This is a genomic window from Actibacterium pelagium, from assembly GCF_002285415.1.
Classification (GTDB): domain Bacteria; phylum Pseudomonadota; class Alphaproteobacteria; order Rhodobacterales; family Rhodobacteraceae; genus Actibacterium_B; species Actibacterium_B pelagium.
In genome coordinates, this window is the sequence record NZ_NSBU01000007.1 from 726,962 (window position 1) to 741,545 (window position 14,584).

The 14,584-nt window shown below is 55.6% G+C and carries 16 protein-coding genes and 1 other RNA gene; 9 read left to right on the plus strand and 8 right to left on the minus strand.

Annotated features, from left to right (window positions below):
- Positions 1-6: 6 nt before the first annotated feature.
- The 4 genes from CLM58_RS12520 (at position 7) to CLM58_RS12535 (ending at position 3,772) form a co-directional block, all read left to right on the plus strand.
- Positions 7-759 carry a cytochrome c biogenesis CcdA family protein gene (locus CLM58_RS12520; RefSeq protein WP_095596241.1) on the plus strand — a complete coding sequence of 251 codons (753 nt, stop codon included), beginning with the start codon at positions 7-9 and terminating at the stop codon, positions 757-759.
- A gap of 60 nt (positions 760-819) precedes the next feature.
- On the plus strand, positions 820-2,013 hold the full coding sequence (locus CLM58_RS12525; RefSeq protein ID WP_095596242.1) for a hypothetical protein: 1,194 nt from the start codon (positions 820-822) through the stop codon (positions 2,011-2,013).
- Entirely contained in the window at positions 2,010-3,359 is a 1,350-nt protein-coding gene (locus CLM58_RS12530; protein WP_095596243.1) for a cytochrome P450, read from the plus strand. The genes CLM58_RS12525 and CLM58_RS12530 overlap by 4 nt, the downstream gene beginning before the upstream one ends.
- 170 nt (positions 3,360-3,529) lie before the next feature.
- On the plus strand, positions 3,530-3,772 hold the full coding sequence (locus tag CLM58_RS12535; protein WP_095596244.1) for a hypothetical protein: 243 nt from the start codon (positions 3,530-3,532) through the stop codon (positions 3,770-3,772).
- On the opposite strand, the gene CLM58_RS12540 is transcribed toward CLM58_RS12535, so the two are convergent.
- The 7 genes from CLM58_RS12540 to ssrA all read right to left on the minus strand — a co-directional run bounded on the left by CLM58_RS12540 (position 3,769) and on the right by ssrA (position 8,533).
- Positions 3,769-3,999 (minus strand): ribbon-helix-helix domain-containing protein, encoded by a 231-nt coding sequence (locus CLM58_RS12540; protein WP_095596245.1) that lies wholly within the window; start codon positions 3,997-3,999, stop codon positions 3,769-3,771. The genes CLM58_RS12535 and CLM58_RS12540 overlap by 4 nt on opposite strands.
- Positions 3,996-4,175: a DUF4169 family protein gene (locus CLM58_RS12545; RefSeq protein WP_095596246.1), complete on the minus strand. Its 180-nt coding sequence runs from the start codon at positions 4,173-4,175 to the stop codon at positions 3,996-3,998. Before CLM58_RS12545 ends, CLM58_RS12540 begins: the two co-directional genes overlap by 4 nt.
- A complete protein-coding gene (fumC, locus tag CLM58_RS12550) occupies positions 4,175-5,569 on the minus strand; it encodes a class II fumarate hydratase (protein ID WP_095596247.1) in 1,395 nt (464 codons plus the stop codon). Before fumC ends, CLM58_RS12545 begins: the two co-directional genes overlap by 1 nt.
- 117 nt (positions 5,570-5,686) lie before the next feature.
- Positions 5,687-6,256 (minus strand): class I SAM-dependent methyltransferase, encoded by a 570-nt coding sequence (locus CLM58_RS12555; protein WP_095596248.1) that lies wholly within the window; start codon positions 6,254-6,256, stop codon positions 5,687-5,689.
- 3 nt (positions 6,257-6,259) lie between these two features.
- Positions 6,260-6,724, minus strand: coding sequence for an SspB family protein (locus tag CLM58_RS12560; RefSeq protein WP_095597095.1), 465 nt, complete (start codon positions 6,722-6,724; stop codon positions 6,260-6,262).
- 82 nt (positions 6,725-6,806) lie between these two features.
- Positions 6,807-8,057: a chromate efflux transporter gene (chrA, locus tag CLM58_RS12565; RefSeq protein ID WP_095596249.1), complete on the minus strand. Its 1,251-nt coding sequence runs from the start codon at positions 8,055-8,057 to the stop codon at positions 6,807-6,809.
- Between the two features lie 127 nt (positions 8,058-8,184).
- Positions 8,185-8,533: a transfer-messenger RNA gene (gene ssrA / locus CLM58_RS12570) on the minus strand.
- 142 nt (positions 8,534-8,675) lie between these two features.
- Here ssrA and CLM58_RS12575 point away from each other — a divergent pair.
- Positions 8,676-9,497 carry an alpha/beta fold hydrolase gene (locus CLM58_RS12575; protein WP_095596250.1) on the plus strand — a complete coding sequence of 274 codons (822 nt, stop codon included), beginning with the start codon at positions 8,676-8,678 and terminating at the stop codon, positions 9,495-9,497.
- Positions 9,498-9,510: 13 nt separating this feature from the next.
- Here the strand turns inward: CLM58_RS12575 and CLM58_RS12580 are convergent, their stop codons facing one another.
- Entirely contained in the window at positions 9,511-10,239 is a 729-nt protein-coding gene (locus CLM58_RS12580; RefSeq protein ID WP_095596251.1) for a FadR/GntR family transcriptional regulator, read from the minus strand.
- Between the two features lie 98 nt (positions 10,240-10,337).
- On the opposite strand from CLM58_RS12580, the gene acuI reads away from it, so the two are divergent.
- The 4 genes from acuI to CLM58_RS12600 all read left to right on the plus strand — a co-directional run bounded on the left by acuI (position 10,338) and on the right by CLM58_RS12600 (position 14,582).
- Positions 10,338-11,327: an acryloyl-CoA reductase gene (gene acuI, locus CLM58_RS12585; RefSeq protein ID WP_095596252.1), complete on the plus strand. Its 990-nt coding sequence runs from the start codon at positions 10,338-10,340 to the stop codon at positions 11,325-11,327.
- Between the two features lie 58 nt (positions 11,328-11,385).
- The gene (locus CLM58_RS12590; protein WP_095596253.1) at positions 11,386-12,609 is read left to right on the plus strand and encodes an aminotransferase class V-fold PLP-dependent enzyme; all 1,224 of its coding nucleotides are present in this window, start codon (positions 11,386-11,388) and stop codon (positions 12,607-12,609) included.
- Between the two features lie 19 nt (positions 12,610-12,628).
- Positions 12,629-14,044, plus strand: coding sequence for a cryptochrome/photolyase family protein (locus CLM58_RS12595; protein ID WP_095596254.1), 1,416 nt, complete (start codon positions 12,629-12,631; stop codon positions 14,042-14,044).
- Positions 14,045-14,138: 94 nt separating this feature from the next.
- Positions 14,139-14,582, plus strand: a complete 444-nt coding sequence (locus tag CLM58_RS12600; RefSeq protein WP_095596255.1) for a TrgA family protein — start codon at positions 14,139-14,141, stop codon at positions 14,580-14,582.
- Positions 14,583-14,584: the final 2 nt, after the last annotated feature.

Below are 14,584 nucleotides of genomic sequence, written 5' to 3' on the forward strand. Positions count from 1 at the left end.
TGGAATATGTTCGGAATTGAAATCATCGATGCGGGACTGCTCCCAGCTCTGCTGATCGCACTTTTGGCCGGGGTGCTGAGTTTTCTCAGCCCCTGCGTGTTGCCAATCGTCCCGCCGTATCTTGCCTATATGAGTGGCGTTAGCATGCAGGACTTGTCCGAAGGACAGCAAGCGTCAAGGCGTGCGTTGTTTTCGGCGCTTTTCTTTGTGCTGGGCCTGTCGACTGTCTTTCTGTTCTTAGGATTTGCCGCTTCGGCCTTCGGGGCGTTCTTCCTGCAAAACCAGCAGTATTTCAATTACGGCGCGGGGGCAGTTGTCAGTATCTTCGGCCTGCACTTTCTGGGCGTCATCAACATTCCGTTTCTGAACCGCGAGGCCCGCATTGATGCAGGTGACCAAGGCGGTTCGGCCTTCGGGGCCTATCTGCTTGGGCTGGCGTTTGCCTTTGGCTGGACACCCTGTATCGGCCCGCAACTTGGGGCAATCCTGTCGATGGCCGCAAACGAGGCAGATCTGGCTCGGGGTACCTTGTTGCTGGCTGTCTATGCTTTGGGTCTAGGCGTTCCTTTCCTATTGGTGGCGGCCTACTTCCCGCGCCTCAAAGGGCTGATGGGCTGGATGAAGCGCCATATGAAGGTAATTGAACGCGTCATGGGGCTTCTTCTTCTCGTCGTTGGTCTGCTGATGCTGACCGGCGGGTTTGCCCGTATGTCCTATTGGCTGCTGGAAACATTTCCGGCGCTGGCTCTTGTCGGCTGATCTTCCCTTCGTGCGCCATCCGTCTATGATCCCCTGAAACGGGGAGCGCAGGCAAAGCAAATGGCCGAAAAGTCCGACACGACGGTGCTGAAACGGAGGGTGTTCTACATCCCCGGATATGACCCGTTTCCTCCTCGTAGATATCGCGAAATCTATCGACGCGAAGGGGCAGCACAGGCGCAGATCGCTGGCTACGAGTTGAAGATGGTCAATCGCCAATCTGGCGAAGGGTTTGGCTGGTCTGCTGAGCTAACAGAAGATGGTCAGACTTCGACTGTTGAGGTCGAAGTTCTTGAATGGGCCGATATCGTTCAGGCGTCGATGAATGCTGGGGTCTTGGCGACCTATGGCCAGCTTTTGGTGACCACTTATCGCTATCTTGCGAGCGGAGCGCTTTTTCGGCTGATGCGCCTGCGAAAGGGACCGGTGATCGCCGCCCTATATCCGGTTGTCCTGCTTTTGATCCAATTGATACTGGCACTTTTGGTGGCGCGGTTTGCCGGTGCGATCCTTGCCATCAGCGGTATTCCGTGTGTCGGTTGGCTTGGCCTGGCAGCAGTTTGGCCAGTGCTCCACCTTTTCCGGAAGTGGGATAACAAGCTTTTTGCCTATTACCTGATGCATGATTATGCGTTTTCAGCCCGTTGGAACGGCGCTTATCCCAAACAGTTGCAAGATCGGTTGTCGTCCTTCAGGGACCGGATCGAGGCTGCCTTGGACGAAGACATCGAAGAGGTTCTGGTAATCGGCCATTCGTCAGGAGCCTACCTCGGAGTTTCAGTGATGGCTGGGCTACAGACAGGGCAGGGGCCGAAGGTGGCCTATCTGTCGCTTGGGCAAGTGGTGCCGATGGTCAGCTTCCTGCCCAAGGCAACAGAGTTGCGCCGCGGCCTGCGGATCCTATCTGAGCGTAATGACATCTTCTGGCTGGATGTTTCTGCGCCGGGGGACGGGTGTTCCTTTGCGCTGTGCGATCCTGTCGCTGTGAGCGGGGTATCGACAAACAAGCAGCGTGGACCTTTGGTTTTATCAGCCGCCTTCACGCAGACCTTAAGCCCTGAACGATACAAAGCCCTGCGTTGGCGGTTCTTCCGTCTTCACTTCCAGTATCTTTGCGCCTTCGACAATCCCGAAGGGTATGACTATTTCCAAATCACAGCGGGTGCGAAAACCTTGGAAGATCGTTTCGCCGATCGTACAGCTTCTGCCAGTCGTATAGAGGCCCCGAGATCAGGCTATAGGAGCGTCACATGATCCGGCCGCCAAAGCCCAAATCACGGGAAGCCAAAGTGTCTTTGTGGCGCTACGTGCGGCTTTTTCGCAAGGATATCTTGTCTGCTCAACCCGAACGTCTGTACCGCGCCAAAATGGCTGTGATGCGCACACCGTTTTTCTGGTCATTCATGATCAATCAGACCGAGTTGGTCGAAACGGTTTTGAAAAAACGCCCCGAAGACTTTCCTAAATCCCGCCGTTTTGCCGAAGGGGTCAGCCCGCTGTTGGGGCAGTCGGTCTTTAATACCAATGGCAAGACATGGGCGCGTCAGCGGCGCATCATCGACCCCGCCTTTGAGCATGGAAGATTAAAAGACAGCTTTGACACGGTTTGCGATGCGGCACGTGCCGCAAGCGACCGGCTGGATCAAGGATCGATCGACGTCGAACCCTTTACCAGCCATGCTGCCGCCGACATCATATTTCGCGCGCTATTTTCGATCCCGATTGATGCCCCTGATGCAGAATTGATTTATCAAGAGTTTCAGGACTACCAATCCACGCAACCCTTGTTGAATCTTGCCGCATTTCTACCGCTACCGGGCTGGTTGCCCCGGTTTCATCGGCGCAAGACAAAACAGTCAGCACGACGCCTGCGCGCCTTGATCCTGCGCCTGACCAAAGCGCGCGCAGACAAGATTGCGGCGGGAAATGCTCCTGACGATCTTTGCACCAAGATCATGACCTATTCGGACCCCGAAACCGGAGAGAAGTTCTCGGCTGAAGAGATGGTCGATCAGGTTGCGATTTTCCTTCTCGCTGGACATGAAACGTCGGCTTCGGCGGTGGCATGGTCGCTTTATCTGCTTGCTTTGTCCCCGGAAACGCAGTCGGCACTACGCAAAGAGGCGCAGGAATTCTGGGCGGCACCAGCGTTTTCAAAACTATCGGATTTCAAGGAAACGAGGGCGGTTTTCCGCGAGACCATGCGCCTGTACCCACCCGTTCCGATGATGGTTCGGGAATCCACGCAGCCAGAGGTTTTTCGAGACCGCAAAGTCCCAACTGGCAGCCAGATCGTGATCAGCCCCTGGCATTTGCATCGCAATGATCGGTATTGGCCCGATCCCGACGCATTCTGTCCTGAGCGCTTCAATGATCCAGAACAGCGTGACGCGGTGCGGTCTGCCTTTCTTCCTTTTTCTGCCGGTCCTCGCGTTTGTCCCGGGGCGGGTTTCGCCATGATGGAGGCCTGTTTGCTGATTTCACGTATCTTGGCAGATTGGGATGTTAGTCCTGTTGAGGGACATATTCCGCAGCCCTCTGCCTACCTGACGGTTCGGTCAGCCAATGGAATACATCTACGATTTTGGTCTCGCGCTTAGGTTTTAGCGAATGTTTTCCCAGAAGTACTCAACCTAGGGGCTATAGAGGTGAGTCTTTTTTGCCGCAGGTTTAAAGATGATTAACCGCTAATTAACGCCAAGTTTTGAAATGTGGCAGAAATATGGTTTCCTGATAGCACACCTAATCACATAAAAAAATAGGTTGAGGCATGGGTGGCAGTATCAAAACTATGGCGCGGAAAACCGCGCTCTTCGGGCGTTTCTGGCGTAAATCTTCAATTCTCTCTGCGGGTGGCAGAGAGCTTTCTGGCAAGCGGCCAATTCGCCGTAAAGAATTGATGGAATTGTGTAAAAAGGACCTGCAGCAGGCCTGTCATGAACATGAAGACAAGCTGATGCAGATAGGTGAGGTGCGTTTGCGTAGCCGCATTCGAACTGCAATCACCAGCTAGGTTTTTGACAAGCGCCTTTTTAAGTCATTGAGCACATGAAGCCGGATCGCCGAGGCCAGCCCTAGGCGGTCGCCTCTGTCTGCATCAATTTGTGCGGCGAGTTCGTTAATAGGAATATTGCGCCGTTCAGCGATTTGCCGGAACTCAGACCAAAACTCTTTTTCCAACGAGACGCTGGTGCGATGCCCGCGCAGGGTCAGCGAATGCTTTTCGGGGCGTTCGCTCATGTGTCGTCCCGCTTGTGCCCGTCAAGAAAAGTGACCGAGCGCTCGGCCTGATCTTCTTCTTGTTTCTTCTGGGATTTACTGCGGCCATGCAGCGCGGCGTTTTGATCCGCCTTTTGGCGTTTCGCAAGGCGCTGTTGCGCCTTGCGAGCTGTTCTAAGGTTCACGACCTTGGACATCAGTCCTTGGGGCCGATCATCTGTTCCGGACGCACCACTGCATCGAAGGTTGCTTCGTCGACGAAGCCCAAAGCAATCGCTTCTTCCTTCAGGGTGGTGCCGTTCTTGTGCGCGGTTTTCGCAACCTTGGTCGCATTGTCGTATCCGATAGTCGGGGCCAGAGCGGTGACCAGCATCAGCGACTCTTTCATCAGTTTGTCGATGCGCGGTTCGTTGGCCTTGATGCCGTTCAGCATACGCTCGGTAAAGCTGTCGGCGACGTCGCCCAGCAACTGCATGGACTGCAGCAGGTTGTAGGACATCATCGGGTTGTAGACGTTCAGTTCAAAGTGTCCCTGCGACCCGGCGAATTTCATTGCGGCGTCGTTGCCCATGACGTGGGCTGCGACTTGGGTCATTGCTTCGGCTTGGGTCGGGTTCACTTTGCCCGGCATGATCGACGAGCCCGGCTCGTTTTCCGGCAGGATCAACTCACCAAGACCCGAGCGCGGGCCAGAGCCCAGGAAGCGGATGTCGTTGGCGATCTTGTACATCGCGCCGGCGGTTGTCGCCAGAGCGCCTGACATGAAGACCATCGCGTCATGCGCTGCCAGCGCTTCGAACTTGTTCGGCGCGGTCACGAAGGGCAGGCCTGTGATCTCAGCCATGTTGGCGGCGACTTTTTCGCCCCAACCGTGCTGGGTGTTCAGGCCGGTGCCGACAGCGGTGCCACCTTGAGCCAGCTCATAGATGCCGGGCAGGGCGGCCTCAATACGCGCGATGCCTTGACGGATCTGGTGGGCATAGCCGCCGAATTCCTGACCAAGGGTCAGAGGGGTTGCGTCCTGGGTGTGGGTGCGGCCGATCTTGATGATGTCTTTGAACTCTTCCGACTTGGCCTCCAGACCAGCCAGCAGCTTTCTCAGGCCCGGCAGCAGAACGTCGCGCGTGGTCATCGCCGCGGCAATGTGCATCGCGGTCGGGAACGTGTCGTTCGAGGATTGACCCATATTACAGTGGTCGTTCGGGTGAACCGGGTCTTTCGAGCCGATAACACCACCCATAATTTCGATCGCGCGGTTTGCGATAACCTCGTTCGAGTTCATGTTCGACTGGGTGCCCGAACCGGTCTGCCAGACGACCAGCGGGAAGTTGTCGTCGAACTTGCCCTCAAAGACCTCTCCAGCAGCTTGGATAACGGCGTCAGCGATCTTCGCGTCCAGCTTGCCGGATTCCTTGTTGGCCATGGCGCAGGCTTTCTTGATCACGCCAAGGGCGCGTACGATCGCGACGGGCTGCTTTTCCCAGCCAATCGGGAAGTTCATGATCGAGCGCTGCGTCTGAGCACCCCAATACTTGTCGGTGGGAACTTCCAGCGGGCCAAAGCTGTCGGTTTCGGTACGGGTCTCGGTCATGCGAACTCTCCTGCATTTGTCCACAAAGCGTATAAGGCGCGTATTTGCCTTTCGCAACGTCAAGAAGGCACCGTTAGCGCGACCAAAATGCTCAACCTGTCAATGGTGTGGAAACGGTTAGTTCAAAACGCCATTTCGCCTGAACTGATAGACCCGGGCAGGGGGAAGATTGCCCCAGACCCTTGAGCTGACCGTCCAATCAAGCTGAAGATCTTCGCGAATTTCTTGCGCGATCGGTGGCACAGGCCCGTATGTGAATTGGACGAACTTGCCGCCATCAGACAGGGCATGAAACGCACCACGAACAATTTCGCGCTGCACCGCGGTCGGCATGGAAAGAAGCGGCAACCCACTGACCACGGCGCCGAAGGACCCAGGTTCGACCGAGTTTAAAGCCTGTGCCGGTTCGTTCAGAATATTGGCGTTCGGGAATGCCTTGGTGAGAATTTCATGGAAAGAGGGATTCAGTTCGAACCCGGAAATGTCTTCTTCCCGGACGCCTCTTTCCAGAATGGCGCGGGTGATCTTGCCGGTTCCAGGACCTAGTTCGGCGACTTTTCCCGTTTCCGGCGACAGGCCCTCGCACATCTTGCGGGCCAAGCTGGTGCTGGAAGGGGCGAGGGCGACAATTTCGTGCGGGCGGCGTAGCAGTTGGCCAAGAAACAGGCTGAGGTCGCGCGCCGACATGGTTCAGTGCTTTCTGAAGCTATCCAGGCTGACGACTTCGGCCTCGGATGCGGTTGCACCTTCCACATCGGGCTCTGGAGGAGCCTCTTCTTCAGCTCCCTCATCCTCATCGCTATCCTGCGTCTCGAACCGCAATCCGAATTCCACTGACGGGTCTACAAAGGTGCTAATCGCGTCGTAGGGAATGTAAATCGGTTCCGGGCTGTCGCCAAAGTTCAGGGTGATGCCGAATCCGTTGTCGCCAACCTCAAGATTCTCGAACCAGTGCTGTACGACAACTGTCATTTCGCCGGGGTACCGCTGACGCAGCCAATCGGCTAGGGCGACATCTTCGTGAGTGGTGTCGAAAGTAATGAAAAAATGATGCTCTGCGGGCAGGCCTTCATCCGCGACCTGGCTCAGGACCTCACGGATCAGACCACGCATCGCGTCGTGCATCAGATTTCCATAGTCGATACTGTCGGACATCAAATCACCCCACCAATTGCCGTCAGCATATTCCATTCGTCAGGAGATGAAAGTGGTTCGCGGAGAATTTATTCAAGCTTCGTCAGACCATGGACAGGCCGACACCGGCAAGGGCCATCAATATAAGGGTTATGCCCAAAGGAACGCGCCCCAAGGCAAGAAGCCCAAAGGAGGCGATTGTCAGAAGGACAGTATGTGGATTCAAGCTGGTAAGTTTGGGCAAAGAAACTGTCGAATTACCCACCATATATACGTTAAATTCAGCAAATAAGGTATTGAAAGAGAACCATATTCCTAGATTTAAGATCACGCCTACAACTGCTGCCGTTACAAAGCTTAACGCGTTTGCAAGGCGCGGTTGGCGCGTCAAGTTCTCTACATGACCGGCTGCAAGAAAGATCCAAAGGAAACACGGAATAAAGGTCATCCAAAGGGTGAGTAGAGCGGCAAGGATACCAAACCAAAGCCCGCCAGTTTTGAAAGCGGCCAGAAAACCCACGAATTCAGTCACCAAAATCAGTGGTCCGGGGGTCGTTTCAGCAAGGCCGAGGCCGTCAATCATCTCGGGCAGGCTAAGCCATCCGAAGTCCTGCACGGTTGCCTGAGTCATATAGGCAAGGACCGCATATGCGCCGCCAAAGGTGACAACGGCAAGTTTTGAAAAGAACCATGCCAGTTCGGCAAGAAACTCTGATCCGAAGAATTGCAGGCTGAGAAGCGGGATCGCCCAAAGCGCTGCGAAGAGCGCCGCAGCTTTGTAGGGCGTTTTGACCTTCGCGTGACTGGGCTCAGTCCGTCCAGATTTCTTAGCGGTGAGGAAACCAAAAAGTGCAGCGGCGGCGATGGTCAAAGGGAAGGGGGCCGAGAAGACGAAAATGGCAATGAAGGATAATATGGCTGCAATCCAGCGCGGCTTGTCTTTCAAAGTCTTGACAGCCAATCGATATAACGCGGTCGCGACAATAATTATGACTGCGGCTTTAACCCCTAAGAATGCAGCTTGGGTCAGGGGGAGGCGCCCCCAGTAGCCATAGGCAATCGCCAGTACCAGAATGACCATCGCGCCCGGCAGGACAAACAACAGACCAGACAGGATCCCGCCGAGGACTCCCCGGATCTTCCAACCTGTGTAAGTGGCAAGTTGCATTGCTTCGGGGCCGGGAAGCAGCATGCAGAAGCTCAGTGCGCGCAGGTAATCCTCTTCCGTCAGCCATTGGCGTTTCTCGACGATTTCTTGATGCATCAGGGCCATTTGGGCCGCGGGCCCGCCGAAGGACAGAAGTCCAATCCGCCCGAAGGCTTGGAAAAGCTCTGACATCGTTGGCTGTGACATAGGACGCCCGATCCGTTGAATTCCTGTTCAGAGTTGGCTGGAATTCAAGGCGGAGTAAAGCGTGGTTCAGGCGCGCAAGAAACGCGTGCTTGAATGTTGCAAATACTGCTCAGAGATTTGTGGAAGTAATGCAGGTTTCTGTTGCCAGGTACCTGCGAACCCCGCCAGCCGTTGCTAGACAACTGGACTTAAGTTTCGGTGTGAGGCACTGCTTACGCAGCGACTGCTACCGGAGCACGATTGTCATTTGCAATTGTACAGTTTGAACCGATAACGGTGGTATCTCACCGAGACAAAGCTAACACCTTTAGACGTCCGTCGATCCTATTTCGGCCCCATGATCCCCAAATGAAGGATTATTGGTGGAGCCGCCGGGTACCGCCCCCGGGTCCGAGCCGCTTATTACGAGCGCATTTATGTCCATAGTCCCGAAGGACAACCTGAATATATGTGTGCTTATGCCAAGGTTCAACGGATTTGTACCGAATTAATTAAATACAATAAAAACAAATGGATATTGACTGATGCGAAGGTGAGTACAGAAAGTTTTTCGATTCAAGTTACTACGACTCTCGACCTTTCACCGCGGTTGACGATAGCTTGGCGCCAGGAGGGCGCATGAATACTTTAAATATCGCGGATCAACAGATTAACTATCGCCGATCTGGCAACGGGCCACCGGTACTTTGCCTGCATTGTTCGTCCAGTCACAGCGGCCAGTTCAAACCCTTGATTCAGTCGCTGCAGGATCGCTTCACCGTATTTGCGCCAGATGTGCATGGCTATGGCGGGTCCGACGCTTTTCCCAAAGACGGGAACCCATGGTTTTACCATGATCTGAAGGTCATCGAGGCGTTGCTGGAGCAGTTTACGGAGCCTGCGCATATTGTTGGTCACTCACTGGGGGGCGCTTTGGGCTATATGGCGGCGCAGCGATGGCCTGATCGGTTTAAATCCGTGACTTTGATCGAGCCGGTGTTGTTCATGTTACTTGCGCAAGCAAACAGCCCTTTTATCGCCGAAGGACACTATGCCACGTCGATGGTGCATGGTCATTTGCACTTGAAACTCCCAGAGGAAGCAGCGCGATCGTTCATGGATTTTTGGGCGGACGAGGGCGCTTTTGACGCCGCGCCAGAGCATGTTCAAGATTACGTTGTCGCAACTGTCTCGCGTGTTGCCGATGATTGGGCGGGAATGCTGCCGAACCTGCCCGGCACGCCAAAGTTAGAGGCTGTTTCGCAATTGACCCTGCCTACCCTGTTGATGCGCGGTGGGGCCACGCGTCGTTCGGCGGCCGCTATTGTGGAGCTGTTATCAGAAAGACTTCCAAACGCGCAGTTGGTCGAGATGGAAGGGATGACGCATATGGCGGCGGCCACGCATCCAGGGGTCGTAAACCCTCATATCCTGCAATTTATTGATGCGCAGAGTAACTGAGCTGGTCTGTGGCCTATCCGGCAGACCGCTCGTCCCGCTGCGCCTTAACATCCTGTCCAAGTTTGATGGTGTAATCCCGAAGCAGGTCGACTTCCGCTTCCGCACGCGCCGTATCGTTACCTTCAAGAGCGTCTGTAAGATACTGATGTCGAGTGATAATTTCCGATCTGTTGCGTGCCGTAAACGTGATCATGTTCATCAAGGGCTGCATGGCTTCAACAGCGCCGGCCAGTTGGTAGGACAGTACCGGATTACCAGCCGCATCAACCATGGCGCGGTGAAAAGCGACGTCAGAAGCACAGAATCCTTCATCGCTTAATCCTTCTTGCCCTTGTGCGGCGATTTCCGCCCGCATTCGGGCCAAATGATCCGGGGTGCGGCGTTGCGTTGCAAGTGGAAGGCACGCCCGCTCTAACGCAAACCGCGCTTCGCAGGCGGTTTCAAAGTCGATCGCATTCATCGACAAAAGCAAAGTCGAGGTCGTGATCTGATCGCGATAGGCGTCTTCGTAACGCAGTTGGTTCACGAACGCCCCGCCAGCCGCGCCACGTTTGGTTCGGATCAGGCTTTGCGCAGCCAACCGCTTCAGCGCCTCGCGGATCGTGGGGCGGGACACGCCGTGCGTTTCAGCCAATTCAGCCTCAGACGGCAGGCGCTCATCTACCATCAGCTGGCCTGTCAGAATGGCTTCACGAAGCACTTGAGCGATCTGCGTCGATAGATCTTGGTCTGATTTTCCCATGGCACTCACGTCTTAACAATTGTCAGACATTTAAATGTATGACATTTACTTGTACGACTCATTCACGCTTACAACAAGAACGAAACAGAGGTGTCCCGATGTTCAAAGCTCTCGTCGTTGAAAAGAATGATGATGGGAAAACCCATGCATCTGTTCAGGAAATTTCCATCGATCAATTGCCGGAAGGTGATGTTGTGGTTTCCGTCGAATATTCGACTGTGAATTACAAGGACGGCCTGTGCATCGGCCCCGGTGGTGGTTTGGTGCGAAACTATCCGCATGTGCCCGGCATCGATTTTGCTGGCACAGTCGAAGCGTCCGAAGACCCTCGTTACAAGCCGGGCGACAAGGTGGTTCTGACTGGTTGGCGCGTCGGCGAAGTTCACTGGGGCGGCTACGCACAGAAGGCACGGGTGAAAGCCGACTGGCTGGTTCCGCTGCCAAAGGGGCTGACGACCCGGCAGGCCATGGCTGTCGGTACAGCCGGTTTCACGGCAATGTTGGCTGTAATGGCGCTTGAAGATCACGGATTGGAGCCGGGGAATGGCCCGGTTCTGGTTACCGGCGCTGCTGGTGGGGTCGGGTCGGTTGCCAGTGCCATTCTGGCGAACCGAGGATACGAGGTTGCCGGGGTCACAGGGCGCCCAGAGACGGCCGAGTACCTGAAGTCGCTTGGAGTTAGTCAAATCGTGCCGCGTGAAGACATCAACACAACGGTCAAACGCCCGCTGGAGACGGAAACCTGGGCTGGATGTATTGACGCCGTAGGCGGCGAGATGCTGGCACGCGTTCTGGGCCAGATGAAATACGGGGCCTCGGTCGCAGCGGTTGGGCTTGCCGGTGGGGCTGGTCTGCCCGCGACGGTGGTTCCGTTCCTGCTGCGTGGCGTAAACCTTCTTGGAATCGACAGCGTCATGCAGCCCTATGAAAATCGCCTTCGCGCGTGGGAACGTGTCGCCCAAGACCTGCCGATGGATCGTCTGGAAGAGATGATCAATCCGGCAACCTTGGCCGATCTGCCAAAGCTTGGTGCGGACATTCTGGCCGGCCAAGTGCAGGGCAGGGTGGTTGTCGACGTAAACGCTTGATTGCGCTTGCCTCTTTGCGTTGTCCGGCACACAGTCTGTCGGACAACAATAAGAGGGCATCATGCTGGACACCGAATTTGTACGCGCCCAGTTCCCGGCGTTTTCGCAACCATCGTTGGCCGATCAGGCGTTTTTCGAGAACGCTGGCGGGTCCTATCCCTGTCGGCAGGTCGTCGATAGGCTGACGGGGTTCTACACCGACCATAAGGTCCAGCCCTATTACCCGTTCCTAAGCAGCCAAAAGGTTGGCGCGGAAATGGATGAGGCCCGCGCGCGTTTGGCCGCCATGATGGGGGTGACGCCGGACGAAGTCAGCTTTGGTCCGTCAACCACCCAGAACACTTATGTCCTTGCACAGGCGTTTCGCCAGTGGATGTCACCCGGCGATGCGATTGTCGTAACCAATCAGGATCACGAGGCAAATTCGGGCCCATGGCGTCGCTTGGCCGACGACGGGATAGAGGTGCGCGAATGGTCTGTTGATCCAGAAACCGGACGGCTGGACCCTGCCGATCTTGAGGCCATTCTGGATGAGAAGGTCCGGCTGGTTTGCTTCCCCCATTGTTCAAACGTCGTGGCAGAGATCAACGACGTTGCCGCCATCTGTGCGACTGCGCATATGGCTGGCGCTTTCGCCTGTGTCGATGGGGTAAGTTATGCGCCTCACGGGTTGCCGAATGTTGGGGAATTGGGGCCAGATATCTATCTGTTCTCAGCCTATAAAACTTATGGCCCTCATCAGGGGATCATGGTCATGCGCCCCGCTCTGAATGCGTTGCTGCCCAATCAGGCGCACTATTTCAACGCGGATGTCCCTTACAAGCGGTTCACACCGGCAGGACCAGATCATGCTCAGGTCGCGTCCTGTGCGGGGATCGCCGACTATTTTGATGCCATTTATGACCATCATTTTGATGGAACCACTGATGCAGCAGAGAAATGCGCCAAAGTATCTGGCTTGATGCGCCAGAAAGAGGTCGAACTGGCGCAGCCCATTTTGACCTACCTTGCCGAGCGAAATTCTGTCCGCCTGCTTGGGCCATCGGATGCCAAAACACGCGCACCAACGATCGCCGTCGTGGCCAAAACACCTGCGGCAGAACTCGCCCAGGCGCTGGCAGCCGATAACATCAACGCAGGGTGCGGGACGTTCTATGGAAACCGTGTGCTTCAGGCCATGGGGGAAGACATTGACCACGGCGCGCTTCGACTGAGCCTTGTCCACTACAATACAAACGAAGAGGTTGATCGATTGCTGAACGCGCTAGATCGATTGCTGTAAGCAATCAAAAGCACGTCCCATGACCCAAAAACCTGTTCTTCTGTGGCTTCGCCGCGACCTGCGGCTATCCGACCATCCCGCGTTGACCGCAGCCGTTCAAACCGGTGCGCCGATCATTCCGGTGTTCATCCGTGACCCATTGGTCGACGCGATGGGACGCGCCCCCAAGTGGCGTTTGGAAAGGGCTTTATCCCATTTGCAGGGAAACCTTGAAGCCGTCGGAAGTGCACTGATCCAAAGGTCTGGTGACGCGCTGGAGGAACTTCAAAAACTGGTCCGCGAAACGGGGGCGGGGGCTGTCTATTGGAGCCGCGACTATACCCCCGCTTCGATCAAGCGCGATACGCGGGTGAAGGCAGCACTGAAAGATGCAGGGGTTGAGGCCCGCTCTTTCAAAGGGTTTCTGTTGTTCGAACCCCCAAGCGTTCAGACGCAGCAGGGGTCGTATTACAAGGTTTACTCACCGTTCTGGCGTGCGGTTCGGAATATACACGTCGAGGCGATTTTGCCACGGCTTGCGAAGCTGCCTGCGCCGGATGCGTGGCCAGTTTCAGAAAAGCTTACGGATTGGGGGCTTGGCAAGGCCATGAACCGAGGGGCAGCGGTGATCGCCAACCATACTGCAGTGGGTGAACAGGCCGCGCAGGATAAACTGGCTGCGTTTCTGACGAACGCAGTCGAAGGGTACAAGGCTGACAGAGACTTTATGGCCAAGCCCGCGACATCGGGCCTAAGCGAATACCTGACCTACGGAGAGATCTCTGCACGGCAAATCTGGCATGCGGGTCGCAGGGCGATGGAAGAGGGCGCCTCGGGTGCGGAACACTTCCTTAAGGAACTCGTTTGGCGAGAGTTTTCCTATCACCTTGCGTATCACACGCCGCATTTATTGGACCGAAACTGGAAAGACGGTTGGGACGATTTCCCCTGGGGCGGCGAAGATGCACCGCATGTTAAATCGTGGAAGATGGGCCGGACTGGTGTTCCTTTGGTCGATGCCGCAATGCGAGAGATGTATATAACTGGCAAAATGCATAACCGCGCCCGGATGATCGCGGCCTCCTATCTTACCAAGCATTTGATGGTTGATTGGAAGGTCGGACTGAATTGGTTCGCAGATTGCCTGACAGATTGGGACCCTGCAGCTAATGCGCTTGGCTGGCAGTGGGTGGCTGGATGCGGCCCGGACGCAGCCCCATTTTTCAGGATATTCAATCCCGAAACGCAATGCGCCAAGTTCGATCCGGATGGAACCTATATCCACCGCTGGATTGCCGAGGGTCAGCCCAACCCCGGTGCAACGGCCTTGTCCTATTTCGACGCCATCCCGCGAGGCTGGGGCCTATGCGCTGACGGAGCCTATCCTGATCCGGTTGTTGGGTTGAAAGAGGGGCGTGAACGGGCGTTGCAGGCTTATCACGCGACCCGTGGCTAAGTCGGAGCTATGACAGCTTTTTTCCAGCTTACTCTTGCCGCGTGACCCGCGTTAACGCAGTGTGGTGGGAATAAGGAACCACCCGGAGACAAAGATGCCCACAGCCGCCAAGCTGATCGCCGCTTTGAGTCTTGCTGTCGTTGCGTTCTTCGCGACCACAGAGATCGTTCGGACCCTGCCAGACGGAATGGCCGGTCCTAGGTTTGTGATCGTGAACTGCGCAATCGGGTTCCTTGTTGGTTGGAAAGTCCTTGGGCGATATGCCGACCGAGGTTATCGGGGGTCAATTCCGTTCGGATTCTGGGCGCTGTCGAACCTTGTTTTCTGGGCGATGGTCACCCATTCGATCAATGAAATGTTAAGCGAGTCGACCAAGCTACGTTATGACGGCGTGATGGAAGCTTTGCAGGGCACATTCGAGATCATGCTGGAATATGCCATTGTCATGATAGAGGCGCCGGCTTCTATTGTGACCTTGCTTATCGGAAGCCTGCTGGCCACATGGGCCAGTGTCTGGGCTGATAAGCGCTGGAAGTAATC

Coding starts and splice junctions, on each gene's coding strand:
- CLM58_RS12545 (WP_095596246.1), bottom strand. CDS start 4,175: ATGTCCAAGGTCGTGAACCTTAGAACAGCTCGCAAGGCGCAACAGCGC.
- CLM58_RS12575 (WP_095596250.1), top strand. CDS start 8,676: ATGAATACTTTAAATATCGCGGATCAACAGATTAACTATCGCCGATCT.
- CLM58_RS12555 (WP_095596248.1), bottom strand. CDS start 6,256: ATGTCGGCGCGCGACCTCAGCCTGTTTCTTGGCCAACTGCTACGCCGC.
- acuI (WP_095596252.1), top strand. CDS start 10,338: ATGTTCAAAGCTCTCGTCGTTGAAAAGAATGATGATGGGAAAACCCAT.
- CLM58_RS12520 (WP_095596241.1), top strand. CDS start 7: ATGTTCGGAATTGAAATCATCGATGCGGGACTGCTCCCAGCTCTGCTG.
- CLM58_RS12530 (WP_095596243.1), top strand. CDS start 2,010: ATGATCCGGCCGCCAAAGCCCAAATCACGGGAAGCCAAAGTGTCTTTG.
- chrA (WP_095596249.1), bottom strand. CDS start 8,057: ATGTCACAGCCAACGATGTCAGAGCTTTTCCAAGCCTTCGGGCGGATT.
- CLM58_RS12535 (WP_095596244.1), top strand. CDS start 3,530: ATGGGTGGCAGTATCAAAACTATGGCGCGGAAAACCGCGCTCTTCGGG.
- CLM58_RS12525 (WP_095596242.1), top strand. CDS start 820: ATGGCCGAAAAGTCCGACACGACGGTGCTGAAACGGAGGGTGTTCTAC.
- CLM58_RS12600 (WP_095596255.1), top strand. CDS start 14,139: ATGCCCACAGCCGCCAAGCTGATCGCCGCTTTGAGTCTTGCTGTCGTT.
- CLM58_RS12595 (WP_095596254.1), top strand. CDS start 12,629: ATGACCCAAAAACCTGTTCTTCTGTGGCTTCGCCGCGACCTGCGGCTA.
- CLM58_RS12580 (WP_095596251.1), bottom strand. CDS start 10,239: ATGGGAAAATCAGACCAAGATCTATCGACGCAGATCGCTCAAGTGCTT.
- CLM58_RS12560 (WP_095597095.1), bottom strand. CDS start 6,724: ATGTCCGACAGTATCGACTATGGAAATCTGATGCACGACGCGATGCGT.
- CLM58_RS12540 (WP_095596245.1), bottom strand. CDS start 3,999: ATGAGCGAACGCCCCGAAAAGCATTCGCTGACCCTGCGCGGGCATCGC.
- fumC (WP_095596247.1), bottom strand. CDS start 5,569: ATGACCGAGACCCGTACCGAAACCGACAGCTTTGGCCCGCTGGAAGTT.